Annotated in this window: 16 protein-coding genes and 1 pseudogene; 12 read left to right on the top strand and 5 right to left on the bottom strand. The window is 53.7% G+C overall.

The annotated features are described in order from the left end of the window. The first annotated feature begins 17 nt into the window (after positions 1–17). Genes ACLD72_RS08610 through lpdA form a run of 3 tightly spaced genes read left to right on the top strand, consistent with a single transcriptional unit; the run spans position 18 to position 3,742 of the window. A complete protein-coding gene (locus ACLD72_RS08610; protein WP_410999130.1) occupies positions 18–998 on the top strand; it encodes an alpha-ketoacid dehydrogenase subunit beta in 981 nt (326 codons plus the stop codon). 26 nt (positions 999–1,024) lie between these two features. Beyond that, positions 1,025–2,320, top strand: coding sequence for a dihydrolipoamide acetyltransferase family protein (locus ACLD72_RS08605; protein ID WP_410999128.1), 1,296 nt, complete (start codon positions 1,025–1,027; stop codon positions 2,318–2,320). 6 nt (positions 2,321–2,326) lie between these two features. Continuing rightward, positions 2,327–3,742, top strand: coding sequence for a dihydrolipoyl dehydrogenase (lpdA, locus tag ACLD72_RS08600; protein ID WP_251595070.1), 1,416 nt, complete (start codon positions 2,327–2,329; stop codon positions 3,740–3,742). Between the two features lie 384 nt (positions 3,743–4,126). On the opposite strand, the gene ACLD72_RS08595 is transcribed toward lpdA, so the two are convergent. From ACLD72_RS08595 to ACLD72_RS08580, 4 genes are all read right to left on the bottom strand, one after another. Continuing rightward, positions 4,127–4,945, bottom strand: coding sequence for a class I SAM-dependent methyltransferase (locus ACLD72_RS08595; protein ID WP_410999126.1), 819 nt, complete (start codon positions 4,943–4,945; stop codon positions 4,127–4,129). A 59-nt stretch (positions 4,946–5,004) separates the two neighbouring features. After that, positions 5,005–7,521 carry an FAD-dependent oxidoreductase gene (locus ACLD72_RS08590; protein ID WP_458475710.1) on the bottom strand — a complete coding sequence of 839 codons (2,517 nt, stop codon included), beginning with the start codon at positions 7,519–7,521 and terminating at the stop codon, positions 5,005–5,007. Then, positions 7,522–7,809: an ArsR/SmtB family transcription factor gene (locus ACLD72_RS08585; protein WP_410999124.1), complete on the bottom strand. Its 288-nt coding sequence runs from the start codon at positions 7,807–7,809 to the stop codon at positions 7,522–7,524. A gap of 377 nt (positions 7,810–8,186) precedes the next feature. Continuing rightward, on the bottom strand, positions 8,187–8,960 hold the full coding sequence (locus ACLD72_RS08580) for a hypothetical protein (protein ID WP_410999122.1): 774 nt from the start codon (positions 8,958–8,960) through the stop codon (positions 8,187–8,189). Positions 8,961–9,312: 352 nt separating this feature from the next. Here ACLD72_RS08580 and ACLD72_RS08575 point away from each other — a divergent pair, with 352 nt between their 5' ends. The 6 genes from ACLD72_RS08575 (at position 9,313) to ACLD72_RS08550 (ending at position 16,716) form a co-directional block, all read left to right on the top strand. Next, on the top strand, positions 9,313–10,887 hold the full coding sequence (locus ACLD72_RS08575) for an alkaline phosphatase family protein (protein ID WP_458475714.1): 1,575 nt from the start codon (positions 9,313–9,315) through the stop codon (positions 10,885–10,887). Between the two features lie 114 nt (positions 10,888–11,001). Further along, positions 11,002–11,796 carry a thymidylate synthase gene (gene thyA / locus ACLD72_RS08570; RefSeq protein WP_410999118.1) on the top strand — a complete coding sequence of 265 codons (795 nt, stop codon included), beginning with the start codon at positions 11,002–11,004 and terminating at the stop codon, positions 11,794–11,796. Positions 11,797–11,815: 19 nt separating this feature from the next. After that, the gene (locus ACLD72_RS08565) at positions 11,816–12,307 is read left to right on the top strand and encodes a dihydrofolate reductase (protein WP_410999116.1); all 492 of its coding nucleotides are present in this window, start codon (positions 11,816–11,818) and stop codon (positions 12,305–12,307) included. 184 nt (positions 12,308–12,491) lie between these two features. Then, the gene (locus ACLD72_RS08560) at positions 12,492–13,979 is read left to right on the top strand and encodes a glutamate synthase subunit beta (RefSeq protein WP_410999114.1); all 1,488 of its coding nucleotides are present in this window, start codon (positions 12,492–12,494) and stop codon (positions 13,977–13,979) included. A gap of 110 nt (positions 13,980–14,089) precedes the next feature. Further along, positions 14,090–14,278 carry a hypothetical protein gene (locus ACLD72_RS08555; RefSeq protein ID WP_458475709.1) on the top strand — a complete coding sequence of 63 codons (189 nt, stop codon included), beginning with the start codon at positions 14,090–14,092 and terminating at the stop codon, positions 14,276–14,278. Positions 14,279–14,424: 146 nt separating this feature from the next. Continuing rightward, a complete protein-coding gene (locus ACLD72_RS08550) occupies positions 14,425–16,716 on the top strand; it encodes a DNA topoisomerase 3 (protein WP_410999112.1) in 2,292 nt (763 codons plus the stop codon). Here the strand turns inward: ACLD72_RS08550 and ACLD72_RS08545 are convergent. Further along, a complete protein-coding gene (locus ACLD72_RS08545; protein WP_410999110.1) occupies positions 16,705–16,992 on the bottom strand; it encodes an EamA family transporter in 288 nt (95 codons plus the stop codon). The two genes, ACLD72_RS08550 and ACLD72_RS08545, sit on opposite strands and share 12 nt — an antisense overlap. Positions 16,993–17,051: 59 nt before the next feature. Here ACLD72_RS08545 and ACLD72_RS08540 point away from each other — a divergent pair. The 3 genes and pseudogenes from ACLD72_RS08540 to ACLD72_RS08530 all read left to right on the top strand — a co-directional run. Then, positions 17,052–17,690 (top strand): annotated as a pseudogene (locus tag ACLD72_RS08540) (helix-turn-helix transcriptional regulator); the annotation flags it as partial. A 4-nt stretch (positions 17,691–17,694) separates the two neighbouring features. Beyond that, entirely contained in the window at positions 17,695–18,375 is a 681-nt protein-coding gene (locus tag ACLD72_RS08535; RefSeq protein ID WP_410999108.1) for a response regulator transcription factor, read from the top strand. Continuing rightward, positions 18,369–20,198, top strand: a complete 1,830-nt coding sequence (locus ACLD72_RS08530) for a sensor histidine kinase (RefSeq protein WP_410999106.1) — start codon at positions 18,369–18,371, stop codon at positions 20,196–20,198. The genes ACLD72_RS08535 and ACLD72_RS08530 overlap by 7 nt, the downstream gene beginning before the upstream one ends. The last annotated feature ends 103 nt before the right edge of the window (positions 20,199–20,301 follow it).

The following is a 20,301-nucleotide window of genomic DNA, read 5'->3' as shown; positions in this document are numbered from 1 at the left end:
AGAGGAGGATATATAGAATGGCACAAATGAATATGAAAGAAGCAATTCGCGACGCGCTCCGCGTGGAACTGAAGCGTGATCCGAACGTCCTGATTTTCGGCGAAGACGTAGGTCATGTGGGCGGTGTGTTCCGCGTAACGGAAGGCCTGCAAAAAGAATTCGGGGAAGAGCGCGTGATGGATACGCCGCTGGCCGAGTCGGCGATCGGCGGCATGGCGGTTGGCCTCGGGATTCAAGGTTTCCGTCCGGTAGCGGAAATTCAGTTTGTCGGCTTTATTTTTGAAGCGCTCGACCAAATTTTGGTGCAAGCGGCACGGTTGCGTTACCGTTCCGGCGGACGTTACCATGCGCCGGTCGTATTCCGCACGCCGTTCGGCGGCGGGGTCAAAGCTGCGGAGCTGCACACTGACGCCCTGGAAGGTTTGATTGCGCAAACTCCGGGCATCAAGCTGGTGATTCCGTCCAATCCTTATGATGCGAAAGGCCTGCTGATCTCGTCCATCCGCGACAACGACCCGGTATTTTTCATGGAGCATTTGAACTTGTACCATGCTTTCCGCGCCGAAGTGCCTGAAGAGGACTATACGGTGGAGCTGGGCAAAGCGAACATTGTTCGCGAAGGCTCCGACGTTACGATCATTGCTTACGGGCTGATGGTTCACACGGCTGTTAAAGCGGCGGAAGAGCTGGAGAAAACCAAAGGCATCAAAGCCGAAGTTATCGACCTGCGCACGCTGGTGCCGCTCGACATCGACACGATCGTCGCATCGGTGAAGAAAACGAACCGCGCCATCGTCGTGCAGGAAGCGCAAAAATCCGCAGGCATCGCCGCGGAAGTCATCGCGCAAATCAACGAAAAAGCGATTTTGCACCTGGAAGCTCCAGTGCTTCGCGTTGCGCCGCCGGATACCATATATCCGTTCGCGCAAATCGAGGATCAATGGCTTCCGTCTCCGGCTCGCGTCATCGACGGCGTCAACAAAGTTCTTGAATTTTAATTCGACGAAATAGGAGGTCATTTACGGTGGCTAAATTTGAATATCGTTTCCCTGAGCTTGGGGAAGGTTTGCATGAAGGCGAAATTATTAAAATGCACATCAAACCGGGCGACAAAGTAACGGACGAAGATATCATTATGGAAGTGCAAAACGACAAAGCCGTTGTGGAAGTACCTTGCCCGGTAAACGGTACGGTACAGGAAGTGTTCGGCACCGACGGCGCCGTGTTCCGCGTAGGCCAAGTCGTCGCCGTGATCGACGCGGAAGGCGACATTCCGGAGCAAGCGGACGCTCCAGCGCATGAAGAGCCGGAAGCGGCGGCTCCGGCTCAAGCTGAAAGCGCACCGGCAGCAGGTGCAGCGGCTCCGGCGGCAGCGGCAGCTCCCGCAGCGCCGAACCGCGAAGTATTGGCTACGCCAAGCGTACGCAAACACGCCCGCGAGCTGGGCATCGACATCACGCAAGTACCGGGCACGGGCAAAGCCGGCAAAATCACGCGTGAAGACGTTGATGCGTTCAAAAACGGCGGCGCACCTGCGGCAGCTTCGGCAGCGCCTGCGGCAAGCGGTGCAGCAGCAGCGGCTCCAGCGGCTTCGGCACCTACCCCGATCGCAGTGGCAGACGAAGAAGAACGCGTACCGTTCAAAGGCATCCGTAAAGCTATTTCCAACGCGATGGTTAAATCTGCTTATACCGCGCCGCACGTTACGATCATGGACGAAGTGGACGTTACGGAGCTGGTGGCCTTCCGCACCCGCATGAAACCTGTTGCCGAGAAGAAAGGCATCAAGGTGACTTACCTGCCGTTCATCGTTAAGGCGCTCGTAGCCGCGGTCCGCAAATATCCGGCACTCAACGCGTCCATCGACGACGTAAACAATGAGATTGTTTACAAGAAACACTACGATATCGGGATCGCTACCGACACCGACAACGGCTTGATTGTTCCGGTGGTGAAAGCTGCCGACCGCAAGAGCATCTGGATGATCGCCGAAGCGATTTCCGATTTGGCGCTGCGCGGCCGCGAAGGCAAGCTGTCCGCGAACGAAATGAAAGGCAGCACGATTTCGATCTCGAACATCGGTTCCGCAGGGGGTATGTTCTTTACGCCGATCATCAACTATCCGGAAGTCGCCATCCTGGGCACTGGCCGGATCAGCCAAAAACCGGCCGTTAGAGACGGCGAAATCGTTGTCGCTCCGGTTATGGCCTTGTCGCTCAGCTTCGACCACCGTTTGATCGACGGCGCAACGGCTCAAAACGCGATGAACTATATTAAACAGCTGCTCGCCAACCCTGAGCTGCTTGTTATGGAGGTGTAATATCACATGGTAGTAGGAGACGCATCTATTGATATTGACACACTGGTAGTCGGTGCAGGCCCAGGCGGATACGTGGCAGCGATTCGCGCTGCCCAGCTGGGGCAAAAAGTGTTGATCGTGGACAAATCCGAGCTTGGCGGTGTCTGCTTGAACCGCGGCTGTATTCCGTCCAAAGCGCTGATTTCGGCGGCGCACCAATACGAATCCGCACAACATGCCGATGCTTTCGGGATTACGGCGGAAAACGTTAAAGTGGATTTTAAGAAAACGCAAGAATTCAAAAGCGGTGTTGTTAAAAAAATGACCCAAGGCGTATCGGGTCTTTTGAAAGGCAACAAAGTGGAAGTGTTCAGCGGTGAGGTTATGTTCATCAATGACAGCGAAGCCCGCTGCTTCAACGAACACGAATCCCCGCGTTACCGTTTCAAAAACTGCATCCTGGCGACCGGCTCCCGTCCGATTGAACTGAAGCCGTTCCCGTTTGGCGGACGCATTTTGTCCTCCACGGAAGCACTTGAGCTGCAAGAAATTCCGGGCAGCCTGATCGTTATCGGCGGCGGCTATATCGGTGCAGAGCTCGGTCAAATGTTCTCCAAATTCGGCACGAAAGTGACGATTATCGAAGGCATGGACAGCGTGCTGCCTGGCTTTGACAAGGACATGACGCGCCTCGTGGCCAAGAGCATGGCCAAAACCGGCATCGATATCGTAACGAACGCGAAAGCCGAAAGCGCGGAGCAAACCGATAAGAACGTAACGGTGAAATACTCCGTGAACGGCGAAAGCAAAGAAATCACCGCCGATTACCTGCTGGTAACGGTGGGCCGCCGTCCTAACACGGACGGAGATCTCGGCTTGGATCTGGCCGGCGTGGAATTGACCGACCGCGGTTTGGTCAAAGTCGACCATCAAGGCCGCACCAGCAATCCGAAAATTTTCGCGATCGGCGATATCGTAGCCGGCCCTGCGCTTGCGCATAAGGCCTCCTACGAAGGCAAGGTAGCGGCCGAAGCGATTTCCGGACTGCCTTCCGTTGTCGACTACAAGGCGATTCCTGCGGTTGTTTTCACCGATCCGGAATGCTCGAGCGTAGGTTACACCGAAAAAGAAGCGAAGGAAAAAGGCTTCAAAGTGAAAGCCGGTAAATTCCCGTTTGCGGGCAATGGCCGCGCAACTTCGCTGAATCAGCCTGACGGTTTCATCAAAATTGTTGCCAACGAAGAAAACAACGTTGTTCTCGGTGCACAAATCGTTGGTATCGAAGCTTCCAACCTGATCGCCGAGCTGGGCCTCGCGATCGAAATGGGCGCTACGCTGGAAGATATCTCGCTGACGATCCACGCTCACCCGACGCTGGGCGAAATCGTGATGGAAACCGCGGAACTCGTGGAAGGCCATCCGATCCACGTCATCGCCCGCTAATTCACGCGTTCGCGGCAATTGATTTCCACTCCTCCTCAGAGGAAGTGTTCTCCTAAGCATATTTGGGCAAGGCCGAAGTTTTGGCCTTGCTTTTTTTTGTACATTTTCGCGGTGTGGAGGCCGATGAGACAGGTTGAGAAGCGAAGAAAAGAAGGTTGTAGAGGCTAAAGGACACCAGAGACTCTATTTGCGGAAAAACGGAGGTTTGCAAAATATAACGGACTGAGATGACACTATTTGCCTTGTAACAGCCCGGGTGAGCTCGTTTAGAGGCAAATAGCGTCATTTGGGTCCGTAGGCTGGGAAATACCCGGGAAATGGGCAAATAACGTCGCTGGAGTCCGTTAGAGCTGCGTCCACAGGTTAGAAAGAGGCGAACGTCTATTATTTCACGCCAAGCCGCATCCGGTAGCTGAACAGGATTTCGCGGGTTTCGCCGCCGAACGCTTGAATGACCTGGTCGCGGAACTTCGCTGCAGCGGCTGCAACCTCGCCAGCTCCTAATTTCAAAGCCGTTTGCAGTCCGCCTTGGCTGAAAGCCAGATTCGTATACCGGCCGGCATCGCAGCTTTCCCAATGGTGGAACACGATCTCTCGGGAAAAACGGAACCATCCGCTCTCGCGGATTTGCTGCAAATGCTTCTCTTTAGGCCATTTGTAAGCTTGTTTGCCGCTTTCGGCCAGCTCGCTGGCCCGCTGGTCGGCAAATTCGATGAGCCGCTGGTACGCCTGCTCAAGCTCGGGGCCAACGGCCGGCGGCCAATCGCAATCATAGGCGGCGAACACGCCACCAGGGCGCAGCACGCGGGCGAATTCCCGCAGCGCCTGCTGTGGATCCATCCAATGAAAGGATTGCGAGCAAGTGACGATATCGACGGAAGCCGAATCGAGGGGGAGCTGGTCGGAGAGGCCTCGGGCAAACGTCAGCTTTTCCGGGGAGCCTAGTTCCCGCAGACGGCTTAAAGCGACCTCGCGCATGTCGTCGTTTGGCTCGATGCCGATGACCTGCTTGGCATGCTCCAGCCAAATCATGGTGGAGAGGCCGGTTCCGCATCCTACATCCGCAACGTACTCTGGCGCTCGGCCCAAATACATCGTTAAGATTTTGGCCACTTCTTCCGGGGCTTGCGGGCGGCTCTGATCATAAAGCGTACCGAAGCCGTTGAAACGGTCCACGTTATTTTGGCGAATCTGGCTGGTCATGGGAAATCACTCCTTCGGGTAATGAAATTTTAGGACATCGATGATTCGATTATACCTGATTAAACAAACAAATTAATGCCCGATTGGTCCGCTTTGCCCAAATAATATCCGACTCCGCCGATTTTGACGCCGTCGATCAGCTCTTCCTTGGCGATGCCCATCAGGTCCATGGACATTTGGCAGGCGACGATTTCCACACCTTGGCGGGCAGCGGTGTCCATCAGTTCTTCAAGCGAGGAGACGTTCCCTTTTCTCATGACGCCGCGGATCATTTTGGCGCCCATGCCCATCATGTTCATGCGGGACAATGTCAATTTCCGGCTGCCCCGCGGCATCATCGCGCTGAACATGCGGCCGATAAAGCTTTTGTTTACGGGTACTTTTTCCGGCTTGCGGAGAATGTTCAGACCCCAAAAAGTGAAGAACAAGGTGACCTTCTTTCCACTGGCTGCAGCTCCATTGGCGATAATAAAGGAGGCGATCGCCTTGTCCAAATCGCCGCTGAATACGACCATCGTTGTACCCTCCGGCGATGCCGCAGGCTGCTCTGCATTTGTCGCTTTGCTGGCCATCGCGCCCTCCTTGAGCATATATGCTTCGATGATGCCGCTATCGTTTTTGCTCACCTGGAGCATCCGGTGTTTGGACATGCTGGCCCAGGCCTGCACATCTTCATAGAATCCAGGATCCGAGGCGGTCACGCGCAAAACTTGTCCTTCTTGCAGCCGGTCCATCGTTTGTTTCACTTGAATGAGCGGGCCGGGACAGCATAGCCCGCAGGCGTCCAGCTCGACGTCGGCGCGCAGCGGCTCGTTCGCCGCCGCCGGTTCATTTGCGACTTGAAGCGGACTAATCTCCTTGGCTGCGGCTGCGGCTATTTCCGCTTTCACCGCCGCCGCGTCCGGACGATCCGGAAGCTGAGCTTTTCCAGACTCATAGTTAGCCATCCGGTAAAGCTTATAACCGCCGGTCAGGTTGCGGACAAAGTACCCATTCTGCTGCAGGATGCGCGATGCGGTGTACCCGCGAAGACCGACCTGGCAGTACACCCAGATTTCCTTGGCCGGATCGAGTTCGCCGAGTCTGTCCCGGAGCTCATCGACAGGGATCAGCAGGGAACCGGGGATGTGGCCGCCCGCGTGCTCCATTTCGGAACGCACGTCCACAAGCAGCGTCGATTGCTCGTCCCGTGCGGCCAAGTCCTTCGGCACGAAAACGTTCGTGCGCCCGCTAAGCACGTTTTCCGCCGTATAGCCGGTCATGTTCACCGGGTCTTTGGCCGAGGAATAGGGCGGAGCATAAGCCAGCTCAAGCTCCGTCAGATCCGTTACGGTACCGTGGAAGTGAATAACGGTGGCGATATCGTCGATACGTTTATCGACGCCGTCATACCCGACCGCTTGGGCCCCAAGCACAGTCCCATCCGCTTGAAACAGCAGCTTGATCGTGATCGGTGAGGCTCCGGGATAATATGAGGCATGGGAATTCGGATGCACGTAGATAACATGATAGGGAATTCCCTGGTTCAGCAGCGTTTTTTCGTTGTTGCCGGTAGCCGCTCCCGTTAGCCCAAATACTTTGATAATCGAAGTGCCTTGTGTTCCTTTATAGGTCGTTCCTAGACCGCATACGTTGTCGGCCGCGATCCGGCCTTGCTTGTTAGCCGGTCCGGCAAGCGGAATCGCGGTTTTGGAGCCGTTCACGAAATCGGTAATTTCTACGGCATCGCCCACCGCATATACTCCTTCCATGTTTGTTTGCAGCTTGTCATTTACGATAATATGACCGCGTGGCCCCAGTTCGATTCCGGACTCGCTCAGAAAGGCCGTATCCGGCGCAACCCCAATGGCCAGAATGACGATGTCGCCAGCTAGCGACAGACCACTTGAGGTGCGGACAACGATTTGCTGTCCCATTTCCTCAAACGAAGTTACGGTTTGCAACATCAGCAGTTTAACGCCGCGATCTTCCAGCTCTTTGGCCAGTACACCCGCCATTTCTGAATCAAAAGGCGCGAGAATCTGCGGCCCGCCTTCGATTAAGGTAACGTCAAGTCCGATTTCTTTCAGGTTTTCGGCCATTTCTACGCCGATAAAACCACCGCCGATGACGATGGCCGAAGCAGCCTGTTCTTCGGCGACCCGCCGCTTGATGCGGTCGGTGTCCGGAATGTTGCGCAGCGTGTGGATACGACTGCTTTCGATGCCGGGCAAATTCGGCCGAATCGGTCTGGCGCCTGGCGACAAAATCATCGCGTCATACCTTTCCTCGTATTCGCCACGATCTTTGCTGCGGACGCGAACGGTTTTGCGGGACGGGTTGATGCCGATCACTTCGCTTTCGGTCCGGACATCGATATTAAATCTCCGGCGCATGGCCTCCGGCGTTTGTACCAGCAGCTTTGACCGGTCCTTGATAGAATCGCCGATATAGTAAGGGAGTCCGCAGTTCGCAAATGAAATGTACGGATCTCGTTCGAACATGACGATATGCGCGTCTTCATCCAGCCGGCGGAGTCTTGCCGCTGCGGAAGCTCCGCCGGCGACGCCGCCGATGATAAGCACTTTTTTGCCCATTTATTGTTCCTCCTCAAATAAGGTGCGGATCAGTTTTTTTACATTATCATTGGCGATCCGGTAGTTTACTTCCAGTCCGTTGCGCTCGGCTTCGACGATGCCCAGGCTGCGCAATTTCTGCAAGTGCTGGGAAACGGTCGATTGGGGCAGTTTCAAACATTCCTGCATGTAGGTAACGTTGCAGTCTTCTTTGTCCAGCAAGCCCTTAACAATGCATAGGCGAACAGGATGAGCCAAAGCTTTGAGTATGTCGGCGGCCTCCTGGTAGGCCTTGAAGTTGTTGTCCATCAATGCGCATCACCTCGCGTTTTTATATGTATCATTATATCGTAATATTGTGATATAGCAATATTAAAGTGAGCAACTTTTTCCCATTTGCATCCGTCGGTAGTTTTGAAGGAGAATTCTGGAAAAGTAATGGAGGGGAAAGACGTAGATTGGATTTGTCCGGTCGTTGCTTCCATGGGGATATACAAACATGATTCAGAAACGCGTCAGATATGAAGATGAAGGTGTTCGGGGGACCCTCGAACTGCTTCTTACATCGTCCGCGTCTCCGAAGAAATAGTCAAACGGATAAATTTGAGAAAAAGACGACTATTGCATGCGATCCTGCTAACAATTAGTCGTCTTTGTCATAAAATCGGCGGCCTCAGTTCCGCTTCCTACTTCGGCAGCTTGGCGGCGGCGGAGCTGATTGTTTGCGAGATTTTCTTCTCCCATTCGAATATTTTCTGCTGGGAGGCGTGAATTTTGTTCGTCTGATCATACACTTCCTTCAGGCCGCTTACAGCCCCGATCGCGTCGCCCAGCTTAACGCTTGCTTTATAGCGCTTGTTCGCGGCCGTAACCGACTTTTTTGTCGCGGCAATCGTTTTGTTTTCCGCAGTAACCTGTTTCTTTATCGTTTGCACCGGGGCCAACGCCTCTTTTACGGTTTTGGCTTTGGCGCTGGCTGCTTTTTTGGCGGCCGTCAGCGCGTCTTTTTTGGCTTTGATTTCCGCTTTGGCCGACGTGACCGCTGGTTTAATTTTGTTGCGTTTTAATTTAAGCAAATCGGCGCTTTTCGTATTTTTGGCTTTGCCTGCGGCGGTAATCTGCTTGCCGAGATTGGAATACTGCTCGAGCAACGCAGCGTGTTTGCGCTGGACCGTTTCGGCTTCGGCGGCCAAGCGGCTGATTAGCGTTTTGTCGATCGCTTTCACTTTGTCGTTCACCGCTTTCAAGTCTGCGTTATTTTTCTTGCGAAGCACGGTAATCGACGCACTTTCCTGCTTAACGACGGCCTGCACCGCGGTGAGTCCGTCATAAACTGCATCGATGCCGGACCAGGCCGCATCCCAGGAATCGGCTGCTTGGACCTGCACATTCCCCAATAACATAATGGGCAGGATCATGATCACAAGCAGCAGGTTACGCATTTGTTTCCGCATTTTCATACCTCATCAGCTCCTTAACTTTTTAATCATCCCCAGGCACGCAAAAAAGCACCTCCAAGAAAGGCAGCAATTGCCTGTCTTGCGAGGTGCTTCACTCGCTAAACCTAATTTGATTTGGTGTATTTACTATAACCTTCCAGGCCAAGAATGTCAACCTCTTTTTGCGAACTGGTGTTCCTGAATTGCTGCTATTGGATGAGACGGCACTTACATCAGCCAGATTGAAGCCGATTTGGAATCGACTCGGATAGAGGTGACATACTAACCCTAAACAGGGAAGGCTGGTGTACATAACATGCTGCTGCGCGCACACCTGAAACGTTTGTTGACTGTCATTGGCGTTTGCTTGTTAATGATAAGCTGCCAAAAGCAAGGGGCCCCGAAAGAGCAAGATTTGCTTCGCATCCAAAAAGCCGGAGAGCGGCAAACCACTCCCAAAAAGATTATTTTCTTTATGGTCGATTCTTTGATGGCGCAGGCGATTGACCGCGGTATCCGGCAAAATGAGCTTCCGACCTTTCGCTATTTCATTGAACACGGGCAGTATTTCAAAAATATGGTCAGCTCTTTTCCTACCATGTCCGTAAGCATAGACAGCTCCTTGCTAACCGGAAACTACCCCGACAGGCATCACTTGCCCGGATTAACCTGGTATCCGCAAGGCGGCGAAAAAGTGATCAGCTACGGCTCCGGGCCGTTTGAAGTATTGCGGCGGGGGACGAGGCAGGTGCTGAGCGACGCGCTGGTTAATATGAACGGGCAGGATTTGAATCCCTCGCTGCCGACGATTTATGAGGAGCTGCAGCGGCGGGGCGTGACCACCGGTTCGGTAAACGGCTTGATTTACCGCGGTCTTGCGGAGCACCGCTTAACGCTGCCGGATCCCGTTTCTGCGATCACCTCCTTGCCCAAGGAAATAACGGTTAAGGGACCGGATTTTTTCACGTTTGGCGCTTTGTCAAACCCGCTAGCAGGACAGCTCACTTTACCCGATGGACCGGCAAACCTGATGGGCTTTAACGACCGTTACTCCGTCGAAACCGTCAAATATTTGATCCGGACGAAGCAGCTTCCCGATTTTTTGTACGTTTATTTGCCTGAGCTCGATGGAAAAGTGCATAAACACGGCCCGGCGGACCTAAGTGGGATTAAGGATACAGACCGCGAGCTACGATCTATGCTGGAGGCTTTCGGCAGCTTCGAGCAAGCGCTCAATGAAGCGGTAATTATCATAGCCGGAGACAACGGGATGGACCAGGTGCTGCCGAAGGATCAAGCCTCAGCCATAGATCTGCCCAAGCTGCTGAACTGCTTCGAAGTGCTGCCAGCGGGCGAAACCGTAGCGCCGTCAACCGAGGTTGTTTTAGGCGTCAACGACATGATGGCCTATGTGTACAGTTTAAAGCCGGAGACGGCTTTAAGGGGGATCGCCGATATCTTAAGGTCGGACAAGCGGATCGATACGGTAGCCTGGGAAGAAAACGGCCGGACAGTTGTTTATCAGGGCGGTTCCGCAAAAACGCTGGAATTCCGCCAGGGAGGAGAGCTGATAGATCCTTACGGACAAACTTGGACCGTAGAGGGCGACGGGGAAGTCCTCGATTTGAAACTTGTGGACTCAGGCTCCGGGAAATCCCGACTTACCTATGGAAAATATCCTGATGCGCTAGGGCGGCTGCAAGGCGCCTTGAACTCGCATCAGGGCCGTTTTTTGGTCGTCACCGCGAAACCGGGTTATGAGCTGACGGAAGCCGGTTCACCGACGCATCCCGGCGGTGGAGCTCACGGCGGGCTTGATCAAGCGACTTCGCTGGTGCCATTGATCATTTGCGGGACGGATAAGCGGCCGGAGCATTTGCGGACCGTTGATTTAAAGCCCTTTTTGCTGGAACTTACGGGTCCGGAAGAACGCGGCCGCCAGCGTTAGGAGAAGCCTTCAAGCCTTAAACTCTGCCGTACCCTCTTAAACGTAATGGCTTTCTTAAGCGATGAAGTCTGCTATAATAGGAAAGATCAATCAAAGTTACGGGGTGTGTTATAGATGAGAAAATATTTGGACTTGTTGGAGGATGTATTAAAGAACGGCACGCCAAAGGAGGACCGGACCGGGGTAGGAACCATCTCAGTTTTCGGACGACAGCTGCGCTTTGATTTAAGCGAAGGTTTTCCGCTGGTGACGACGAAACGCGTCCACTTGAAATCGGTTGTTCATGAGCTGCTGTGGTTTTTGAAGGGTGATACGAACATTGCATATCTTAAAGAAAACGGCGTGAGCATCTGGGATGAATGGGCCGACGAGAACGGCGATCTTGGCCCGGTGTACGGCTCGCAATGGCGTTCCTGGGAAGCACCGGACGGACGGAAGATCGACCAAATAGCCGCCGTGATCGAGGCGATCAAGAAAAACCCGGATTCGCGCCGCCATTTGGTGAGCGCCTGGAATGTGGCGGAGGTCGACCGGATGAAGCTGCCGCCCTGTCATTTTGTATTTCAGTTTTACGTGGCGAACGGAAAGCTGTCCTGCATGCTGACCATGCGCTCCGTGGATACATTCCTCGGACTGCCTTTTAATATTGCCAGCTATTCGCTGCTAACGCATATGGTTGCCCAGCAATGTAATCTGGAGGTGGGCGAGTTCATTTGGTCGGGCGGGGACGTGCACATTTACAGCAATCATGTGGAGCAAGTCAAAACCCAACTGGAGCGCGAACCTTTCCCGCTGCCGAAGCTGGTGATCAAACGCAAGCCGGATTCGATTTTCGACTATGTTTACGAAGATTTCGAATTTGTCGGCTACCAGCATCATCCGGCGATCAAAGCCCCGGTGGCCGTATAGATTAGGAGGCGGGACACGCATGAGTATAACGCTGATCTGGGCGATGGCCCAAAACGGAGTGATCGGCCGCAACAATCAGCTTCCTTGGCGATTGCCGGCGGACCTGAGTTTTTTCAAAGCGCAGACGATGGGCAAAACGATGGTCATGGGCCGAAAAACATGGGAATCGATGGGCAGCAAACCGCTGCCGGGCCGCCATAGCGTCGTGTTGACGCAGGACCTGTCCTATCGGGCCGAGGGAGCCGATATCGTGCATACTATCGAGGAGGCGCTGCGTCACGAAAAGGAAGGCGAGGAGCTTATGGTGATCGGTGGAGCAGGCGTATTTCGCCGCTTTTTCCCCATCGCCGATAAGCTGCTTGTGACCCGTATTGACCAGGACATTGAAGGGGATGTGTTTTTCCCGTCCCTGAATTGGGAGGATTTTGATTTAGTGCATGAGCAGCAGGGGATTCGTGATGACAAGAATCCTTATGATTACCGTTTTTTGACTTACGAACGCCGCAAGTGATGTGAAGAATAATGCAAATTATCATATGATTAATCCATTAATATCGTTTCCCCCGGGTGCTAACATCAAGATACACTGACACGGAGAGTTAAAAAGTCCGCATTGATCAGTTTCAGGCTGTGAATAGCGGACTTTTTCAGGTCATAGCATCATGAGACAAGATCACGGATGGGGGAACGTATAGATGTCTACACCAACAGGATTCATGGAGTTCAAACGTGAGCTTCCGGGGGATCGCAGCCCGTCCGAACGGGTCCGGGACTGGGAAGAATTCCATAAACATATGTCCGCGGAAGAACTGCAGACGCAAGGCGCCCGCTGCATGGACTGCGGCACACCGTATTGCCATACGGGCATCGACATGGCCGGCGGCACTTCGGGTTGCCCGGTGCATAATTTGATCCCGGAATGGAATAACCTCGTTTATCGCGGTTTGTGGAAGGACGCGCTGGATCGTTTGCACAAAACGAACAATTTTCCGGAGTTTACCGGGCGTATTTGTCCCGCGCCTTGCGAAGGCTCCTGCACCGTCGGCCTGATCGGGCAGCCGGTGACGATCAAAACGATCGAACAGGCGATTATCGACAAAGGTTTTGAGGAAGGGTGGGTCGTTCCCGAACCTCCGGAGAAACGGACAGGCCGTAGAGTCGCCATCGTCGGCTCCGGGCCGGCCGGACTGGCCTGCGCCGCGCAGCTTAACAAAGCGGGGCACGAAGTGACCGTGTACGAGCGCTCGGACCGTATTGGCGGTCTGCTGATGTACGGCATTCCGACGATGAAGCTCGACAAGGCGGTCGTACAGCGCCGGGTTGATCTGCTGGCCGCGGAAGGCGTAAAATTCATCACCAATACGGAGATCGGCAAAGACATTAAAGCGCAGCAGCTTGTTGACGAATACGATGCGGTCGTGCTGTGCGGCGGCGCTACGAAACCACGCGAATTCAACATCGAAGGCAGCGATTTGAACGGTGTGCATTACGCGATGCCTTTCCTGAACGGCACGATCAAGAGCTATTTGGATTCGGGCCTGCAGGACGGACAGTATCTGTCCGCCAAAGACAAGGACGTTATCGTGATCGGCGGCGGCGACACGGGCTCCGACTGCGTCGCCACGGCACTGCGCCACGGCTGCCGCAGCATCACCCAGTTCGGCACGCATGCCAAGGCGCCGCTGGAGCGCGATCCGCTCAACAACCCTTGGCCGCAGTTCCCGAACGTATACACGCTCGACTATGCGCAGGAGGAAGCCAAGGCGCTGTACGGCAGCGACCCGCGCGAGTTCTCGATCATGACGACGCAGTTTGTCGGCGATGAGAACGGCAACTTGAAGGAGCTGCACACGGTGCAAATCCGCCGTACCGTGGACGAAACCGGCCGCAAAATCTATGAGCCGATTCCGGGTACTGAGCGGGTGTTCCCGGCGCAACTGGCGCTGATCGCTATCGGTTTCGACGGACCGGAATCGACAATTGCCGATGAGCTTGGCCTGGAAAAAGACCGCCGCACGAACGTAAAGGCGAAATACGGCCAATTTAAGACAAACGCCGATAAGGTGTTTGCCGCCGGCGACATGCGCCGCGGACAAAGCCTGGTCGTCTGGGCGATCAACGAAGGCCGTGCCGCCGCCCGCGAGGTCGATAAATATTTGATGGGTTCGACCGTTTTGGTATAATTGGAAAATCAACATTCTATTACGAGCAAAAGTTATGATATAATAGTAAAAGCTTACAAGAGCTGCGCGAAGCGCGGCTCTTTTTTAGGTGCTGCCCGTTTTCTTGTGTGGTGCGCGCTGAAATAACGGTAAAAAGTGTCGCTATCAGTAGAGAAATTGCTTTTTTTAACGGCTTAAGGGAATTTTATGGCGTTATTTTTGAAGCCAATCGGGAAATAACGGCTTTTAAAGATGCGGCCGAAGAAATAAGGACATTTAATTCCTCTATTTCCCGCGGACTGGCCAAAACAGTAAAATAACGCCATAAAATGCCGTTAACTCCCGATGCGGAGGTGATCATCCCACCGCAAGTTTCGCTTATGATTTGGTTGAATGGGCGAAAGTCAAGGTAGGGGACACCTGTAGAAAAAGAGACGGAAAGACAGAGAAAGAGGGACGTTCAAGCATGAAAACGCTCGTGATTGCCGAAAAACCGGATATGGGGCGGACGATCGCCGCCGTCATCGAACCGAAAGCGAAAAATAATCGATCCTATCTGGAGGGGGAACGGTACATCATCACGTGGGCGATCGGCCATCTGCTCGAACTTGCCGAACCTGACGCCTATGACGACAAGTATAAACGATGGAATTTCGGCGATTTGCCGATCATGCCGGAACGGTTTAAAATCGTGCCGAACCCGAGAACCAAAGATCAATTGAAGACGATCGGCGAGCTGGCCAAGCGCTGCGGCCAGATCGTCAACGCGTGCGACGCCGCGCGCGAGGGGCAGTATATTTTCGCTTTGATCCAGCAGCAGCTGCGCTTGTCCCAGCCGGTCAAACGGCTGTGGATCTCCGATTTGACCAGTGAGAGCATCGCCAAGGGCTTCGCGGAGCTGCATGAGGCCGTGGAGTTCGAAAATTTGACGCTCGCCGCCAGGGCGCGCAGCGAGGCCGATTGGCTGATCGGCATGAACGCTACGCGGGCGTTCACAACAAAGCATCGCGAGCTGCTGTCCGTCGGCCGGGTGCAGACCCCGGTGCTGGCGCTCATCTACGACCGGCAGAAAGAGATCGAAAATTTCGATTCGCTGACGTATTACGAAATCAAGGCGGTATTTGCGCAGGAAGCCCGTAAATACATGGGAACATGGCAGGGAGACCGTCTCACCGATGCGGAGAAGGCGGCGAAGATTGCCGACAAGGTGCGGGGAAAAACGGGCCGCGTCGCCGAATACGAAGTCAAAGAAACGAAAGAATATCCGTACAAGCTGTACGATCTGACGCTGCTGCAGCGGGAGGCCAACGCCAAATACGGCTATTCCGCCAAAAAAACGCTCGATCTGGCGCAGGGGCTGTACGAGCGGCATAAAGTCATTTCTTATCCGCGGACAAGCTCCAACTATGTGACGGAACAAAATATCGACGGCATGCACAAAGTACTTCATATGCTCAAATCAACGCCGTATCAAACGTTGGCCGAGGGCGGTAATCCGAAGCTGGTGCATGTCGGCAACAAATCCGTCTGCAACCCGGCTCGCGTGGAAGATCACCATGCGATTTTGCCCACGCTAAAACGGCCGGGTAATTTAAGCAAAGAGGAGCAAAACGTGTACGACCTCGTTGTCCGCCGGTTTCTGGCGCATTTTTATCCGCCGGCCGAGTACAAGCAGCATACCGTGTTGACCGAGGTGGAGGGCGAGACGTTCAAAACAAACGTAAAGGAGCTGCTTTCCCTGGGGTGGAAAGTGTGTCTCCCCGGCGACGAGGCCTCCAAGCCAAGCGGACGCGGCAAGAAAAAGGACGAAGAGGAAGAAGCCGAGGAACTGGTCAGCGAGCCGTTTCACATCGACCGGAATCAGCCGGCTTACTGCGCGGACGCTCAGGTTAAGGAGAAGGCGACCCAGCCGCCGAAGCATTATACCGAAGGAACGCTGCTCAAAGCGATGGAAAGCGCGGGCAAGCAGCTTGAGAACGAGGAGCTGCGCGAAGTGATGAAGGATGCCGGGCTCGGCACGCCGGCCACCCGGGCGGCGACGATCGAGCGGCTAAAAAAAGTCGGCTACATCACGATGCAGGGCAAAAAAATCACCGTTACGCAAAAAGGCCGGACGGCTGTGGAACTGATCCGCCGCGCCGGCGTCGAACTGCTGACTTCTCCGGAAATGACCGGCCAATGGGAGAGACGGCTGTACCAAATTTCCCGGGGGGAAGCCACCCCGGACAAGTTCATGGACAATGTGCGGCGGTTTACGGTGTCGATCATCGATAAGGTACGGACGCAGCAAAAAGCGGACTCCGCCTTGTTCGGCACGGAAGGCGAGGGCAAAACCGCAGGGCGCGGGCGCGGAAAAGCCGCAAAATCCGGCCCGACAACCCGCCCCGCCAAGGCGGCGGGCGGAGGAGAGGGCGGCACAACCAAAGCGGCGTCCGCGGCCAAGCCAGCGGCCGGCCCGGGTCTGCAGCCGCTCGCGCCGTGCCCGCGCGAAGGCTGCGGCGGCCAGATCATCGAAGGCCGCAAAGGTTACGGCTGCACGCATTACAAACAGGGCTGCGGCTTTGTGATTTGGAAGGAGTTCAGCGGGAAGAAGATTTCGCAGACCATGCTGAACGGGCTGCTCGCCAAGGGCCAAACCCAACTGTTAAGCTTTAAGCGGGCAGGCGGAGAGGTCAAAGGGCGGATCGCCCTGGCCGACCGTTCAACCGGGAAGCTTGAGTTGCTGCAGGTCGAGCCGTCAGAAGCATCATCCAACTAAATCCTGACTCGTATTTTTCGGCCCAATCGCATTTTTGCGATTCGGGTCGTTTTTTCTGGACTTTGCCCAGAAATACATGCCCATTCCCACCATGGTGAACAATCCTCCAATGAATTGGGAAAAGGAAATGATCTCTCCCAAAAATACAAAGGCCAGAATGATGGCAAGGACAGGTTCTCCGATAATACCGACGGAAACGGTGGTCGCTCCGATATATTTTAACAATAGATTAAAAACAAAATGCCCAAATATGGTTGGAATCAGAGCAAGCAACAAGAAATAGATCCAATCCGAAGAGCGATAACTTGTCAGCGAGAAGTGATATTACGCCCTACAGTCAATACGTCAGTTTCAATTTTCCCGAAAAACTGTTAGGATTTTTTGCAGACAGTACTTTGGAAAATAATTATGTACTTCCTTTTACCAATTCTTTATTTTTATCTCTAGTAATCAAGCAAGAGGTAAAATGGCAACGCGAAATGGTAGGGATGCTCTGGGATTTGAAAAAAAGGTTCGATCTCAAAAAATCCTGGGGCTGGGAATATGAGGTCTCTATTAAAACCGTGCAGTTATGGTTCACGATGATCTCCCATATTTCTCTTTCTTCTGAGGAATCGCCTAAATATATCAAACAACAACAAGAAAGAATTCAATTAATGATAAGTTGCATCCATCAGAACTACGCCAACAGCATCACTTTGCCGGAAATTGCCGATGCCGCGCATCTGAGTGTCTCTCAGTGCACCCGCAGCTTTAAGAAAACATTGCTTACGACTCCTTATGATTATTTAATTAAATATCGCATCAAAAAAAGCACCGAGTTATTGATGGATACGGACTGTACGATTTCAGAAATAGCCCGCAGGGTGGGCTTCAATCATGTCAATCATTTCATCCAGTCCTTTAAAAAACAGCATAGACAAACCCCAAAGGAATACCGCAAATCCAAAAACACAATACATAACGAGAGGTAGGACCATGTCGAAAACGATTCTGCTTGTTGAAGACAAGCTGCTCCTGCGGGAGATTGTTAAAGATTACTTCCTTAACGAAGGATACGACGTGCTGGAGGCCGGCGACGGAAAACAAGCACTGGCGTTGTTCGGACAGCATGAAGTGGATTTGATCATTCTCGATATCATGCTGCCGGAATTGGACGGCTGGTCGGTGTGCCAGCGGGTCCGCAAGGTGTCGGACGTTCCGGTCATCATGCTAACGGCCCGTTCGGACGAGGACGATACCTTGCTTGGCTTCGAGCTGGGCGCGGACGATTATGTCGTCAAGCCGTGCAGCCCGCCTGTGTTGCTGGCGCGGGCCAAACGTTTCCTGGAACCCCGCAGCATACCCGGACAAGAGAGGGACGTAATGTCGGGCGCCGGGATCACTGTGCACATTCCATCCCGTTCCGTGACGATCGATGGGACGAGCTGCAGCCTCACATACACGGAATTCGAAATTTTGGCGTATCTCATGAAAAACAAAGGAATGATCGTGACCCGGGAGCAACTGATGGCGAAAATATGGGGATACGATTTTCCCGGCGACGAACGCACGATTAACAGCCATATGCGCAATTTGCGGGCGAAATTGGGCGAAAAAGCCCAATGCATCGTGACCGTCATACGCGCCGGGTACAAGTTTGAGGATCAGCCATGTTAAAGGGGATCGTCCTCAAGCTGTTTTTACTGACGACGGCGCTTTGCTTGTTTATGGTGGCGATGATTTTTGCAGTTCAAACCGTATTTTTCAAACAATTTTATGTGCATCAGAAAGTGTCGGACGTTAAGGCGGCCGTTCAAACCTTCGAGCAGGACTACATGAAAATGGACGGTGAACCGAAAGCCGTGGCCGAACTGGAGCAGGAATTTTACCGGAAGCATAACATCTGGATCGCGGCGTTGGACGAAATGGGGTATCTGCAGTACTCTGCCGATTTTAAGCTGGAGGTCCGGCTGGAACAGGCTGAAGGTTTCCCTGACCTTGACGGCCAAACGCTGACGATTCCGCTATACACCGTGGCGACCGTGGAGGATTTTAGCGCCGACAATCCGATTTACGCTTTCGGCGGTACCTGGGTCCAGGAAGACCAGCCGATCGCGATCGAGGGTCTTATGATGAAGGGGCGCCTGATTCCGCAGCGGATGGCCAGGGGCGTTTCCGGCTTAAGAGAGGAAAACCGCCTGGAAAACACACTGCTGGCCAATAAGGAATACGAGATTGTCCCGCGCTTTGAGAGCCCGGTGCAATATCATGAAAAATATCCTTCGCCGCTGGTCCAGGGGACGATCACGAAACTTTCGCTGCCGGAAGGAGCCGGCGTCTCCCGTTATACGAACCGTTTGTTTCTGGAGCGGGTCAAAGCTTTTCAGGCGGACCTGCTGTACGGTGATTTCGCCGTTGACGGAAACGAAGAGGTGATGGATTTTGCGGAAAACGATGTGGACTATAAATTGTTCGTGGAACGTATCCAGGATCGGGAAGGCAAGCCCTCTTACATTCTCGCGATGACGTCGCTTCAACCCGTCAGCGAAGCCGCAGCGGTGATGCAAAATTATTACGTTTATATTGTAATCGCCGCATTGCTGCTCGCGGTGCTGGCCTCGCTGTACTTTTCCACCCAGATTGCCCGGCCTTTGCTGCGCATCAACCGGACCACGCAAAAAATCGCCCGCCTCGATTTCTCCGAGAAGCTGCCGGTGAGCGGCAAGGATGAAGTGGGACAACTGTCCGCCAGCATCAACGAGCTGTCCGAGCGGTTAAATTCCCATATTGTGCAGCTGGAGCGGGATATTGAGAAGGAAAAGCAATTGGAGCATACGCGGAAGGAGTTTATCGCCGGCGTGTCGCATGAGATGAAAACTCCGCTGAGCGTCATCCAAAGCTGTTTGGCCGTACTCAAGGACGGGGTGGCCGGCCATAAGCGGGCCTATTATTTTGCGGCGATGGAAGAAGAAGTACACGGCATGATCTTATTAATCGCGGATATGCTGGAGCTGGCGAAATACGAGTCGGGCACGTACAAAATGCAGCTGGAGCCGTTCGAGATCGGCCATGCGATCGAGCGGGTTTGCGGTAAACTGGCCCCGGAGCTCGCGGACAAGCAGCTGCGGCTGTCGACTCGATTGGCGCAGGCCGAAGTCGTGGCGAACCGGCACCGCATCGAGCAGGTTTTGGTCAATTTCCTGACCAACGCGATTCGTTATACGCCGGAAAGGGAATCCATCCTCGTCACGGCTGCCGAAGAGGCGGATTCCGTAAAGGTGAGCGTGGAAAACCGCGGTGTTCATATCCCGGAGGAGCAGTTGGAAAAGGTGTGGGATCGCTTTTACCGCGGAGAACCCTCCCGGAATCCGGCAACCGGCGGAACCGGGCTGGGCCTGGCGATCGCCAAAAAAATATTGGAGCTGCACGGTCTGCCCTTTGGCGTGGCGAATACGGCGGAGGGCGTCATGTTTTACTTTTATTTGCGCAAACAAGCGTAGAACTTCGGTTCTGCGCTTGTTTTAACTTATATTGATTTAATCTGCACCTGGTCTGCATTTCTCTCAACTATCCTATCATGTGTGAAAGAAAAACAACATGAGA

The organism is Paenibacillus lacisediminis, from assembly GCF_046567315.2.
This window is presented reverse-complemented; position numbering and strand designations above follow the sequence as displayed.